Genomic DNA, 2,348 nt, shown 5'->3' on the forward strand with positions numbered 1-2,348 from the left:
TTGATTCATAATGGTGGGACATGTGCGACTCGAACGCACGACCACCTGATTAAAAATCAGTTTACATCAGTTCCATCGGCTTCCATAGAATTCCACTAACACTATTGATACATAAGGCGTTCAGCCTGTTATTGTCCATTTTCTTCCATTCTGTAACACTGCTTTCCATCGTTAAAACCGTACCGTAAACCGTACCGGAAGGAAGAAGGGCAATGGCGAACACATACACCAACCACAAGGGCATAAAGGCCGCATCAACCGACAAGGCGCAAGCCATGTTCAAGGACACCGAATGCAAGGGGCTTTACTTGCGCGTGTACCCGACAGGCCGGAAGGTGTTCATTCATCGCTACTGGCTGAACGGGAAAGAGCGGCTGTATACCCTGGACGCGCCAGAGATAACACCCAAAAGCACGGAACGGGAAATAGCGGGGGCGCTATCCAAGGCGCGGGCATTGGTGGCAGACCAAAAAGCAATGATCGGGAGTCGCAACGACGAAAGTAGGGCAGACCCAGCCATTGAGCGCAGCCTGAACGTGTTGAATGCGGCGGCTGTGCCTACCATGGCAGAGTTTTCCAGCACCTACATGACCCGGCATGCAAAGAAGAAAAAGAAGTCATGGGAAGAAGACCTGCGGATGCTGGATGTTGATGTGTTGCCCTTCATTGGGGATATGAAAATAGACAAGGTGGAGAAAAAGCACATCAACGCATTACTTGACCGGAAAGAAGACGCTGGCGCACTGGTTGCCCGTAATCGTCTGCTTTCCCTGTTGCACAAGTTTTTCAACTTCGCCATTGAACGCGGCGAAATCAAAAGCCACATCAACCCGGCGGCGAAAATCACCAAGGAAGAAGAAACTGCACGGGATAGGGTGCTGACTGATGATGAAATCAGGATGCTATGGGCGGCCACCAGTGATGAATCCAACTTGGACATTTCCACCCGGCTTGCCGTGCGTTTGCGCCTGATTACCGGGCAACGGTCTATCGAAATAGTAAACGCCAGGGAGAGGGACATTCGGGGTGATGTGTGGAGCATGGATGAAACCAAGAATGGGTTAGCCCATGCTGTCCCCCTCTCTGGCATGGCATTGCAGGTAATCGGGGAGGCGCGGCCACATTCCCGTAATGGTTTGCTGTTTCCGGCCAGGAATGGGGGTGTGATGGCTGTACAAGTGCTTTCCAGAATCTTTGAGCGTATCCCTTGGGAGCTGGAAGAAGGGCAGGTAAGGCCAACCCCGCACGATTTGCGGCGCACCCTTCGCACTGGATTGGGCGCTTTGAACTTTGATAATTTCATTCAGCGACGTGTTACCAACCACAAGGAAAAGAACCAGATCGACACCACCTACAACCGCCACGACTACATGAAGGAAAAGCGGGCGGCGCTGGAAGCATGGGAGCGGCGGCTGAATGAGGTTATTACCGGGGAACCTTCCAGTAACGTGGTTCCGTTCAGCAAGTCAGCTTGACCACTGGCAAGTCATACCAAATTTTATATAATGGATTGTGCCAATGAAAACACTTGAATGGATCGGCAATAGCTACGCGGATTTGTGCGGCTTCCCGGAAGATGCAGTGCACGAAGCAGGCTACCAGTTACACCGCTTGCAAACCGGGCAGCAGCCACTTGATTGGAAACCAATGCAAGGCATAGGGCAGGGAGTGCAGGAAATCCGTATCAGGGAGGAGTCCGGCGCTTTCAGGGTTATCTACGTGGCAAGGTTTGAGGAAGCCGTTTATGTGCTCCATGCCTTCCAGAAAAAGACACAGAAGACCGCACAGCATGACATTGAACTGGCGCGGGAACGCTTCAAGGAAATGATTAGGAGACGTACACCATGAGCGAAGGACATACCACACCAGCAGGGCAAAGCGTCTTTTACGATCTGTTCCCAAAAGAGCAGGCGGCAAACCTGCTTATCAGGGCGCAATTGCTGGATGAGCTTATCAGGATCCTGCAATTACGGTTTGCAACACAGGCGGAAGCGGCGGCGGCGCTGGATGTTTCACAAGCGCGAATCAGCGACCTGTACCGGGGCAAGATTCAACGTTTCACCGTGGACATGCTGATAAACCTGCTGGCGCGTGTCGGGCAGTCTGTCGAAGTGCATACCAGGGCGGCGGCATGACTGAAAAGGGACTGAATCAAGCCACTTGCAGCAAGTCTGGATAGCCACCAACCCACCACCAGAACCGGGCAATGACCCGGTTTTTTTTCGCCATCCATCCAGACAGAAAGCAAAGAAGCCTGCGAAAAAAGCGAATTTGCGAATTAAATCAGAAACCGCTTTTTTAATCTATTGGGAAATCCCCCGGCTTTGCCGGGGAGACGTGCATAGTTT

Annotated in this window: 4 protein-coding genes; all 4 read left to right on the plus strand. The window is 52.1% G+C overall.

The window, feature by feature from the left end; translation table 11 throughout:
- Window positions 1-212 precede the first annotated feature (212 nt).
- Window positions 213-1,475 carry a tyrosine-type recombinase/integrase gene (locus VSS37_RS09145; RefSeq protein WP_324694536.1) on the plus strand — a complete coding sequence of 421 codons (1,263 nt, stop codon included), beginning with the start codon at window positions 213-215 and terminating at the stop codon, window positions 1,473-1,475.
- Between the two features lie 43 nt (window positions 1,476-1,518).
- Window positions 1,519-1,848 carry a type II toxin-antitoxin system RelE/ParE family toxin gene (locus VSS37_RS09150; protein ID WP_324694537.1) on the plus strand — a complete coding sequence of 110 codons (330 nt, stop codon included), beginning with the start codon at window positions 1,519-1,521 and terminating at the stop codon, window positions 1,846-1,848.
- Complete coding sequence (locus VSS37_RS09155; RefSeq protein WP_324694538.1) at window positions 1,845-2,135, plus strand: helix-turn-helix domain-containing protein; 291 nt, start codon at window positions 1,845-1,847, stop codon at window positions 2,133-2,135. Before VSS37_RS09150 ends, VSS37_RS09155 begins: the two co-directional genes overlap by 4 nt.
- 25 nt (window positions 2,136-2,160) lie before the next feature.
- A partial coding sequence (locus tag VSS37_RS09160; RefSeq protein ID WP_324694539.1) for a hypothetical protein occupies window positions 2,161-2,348 on the plus strand: 188 nt, incomplete at its 3' end.

Source organism: Candidatus Thiothrix phosphatis (assembly GCF_035668035.1).
In the GTDB taxonomy this organism is placed as follows: domain Bacteria; phylum Pseudomonadota; class Gammaproteobacteria; order Thiotrichales; family Thiotrichaceae; genus Thiothrix; species Thiothrix phosphatis.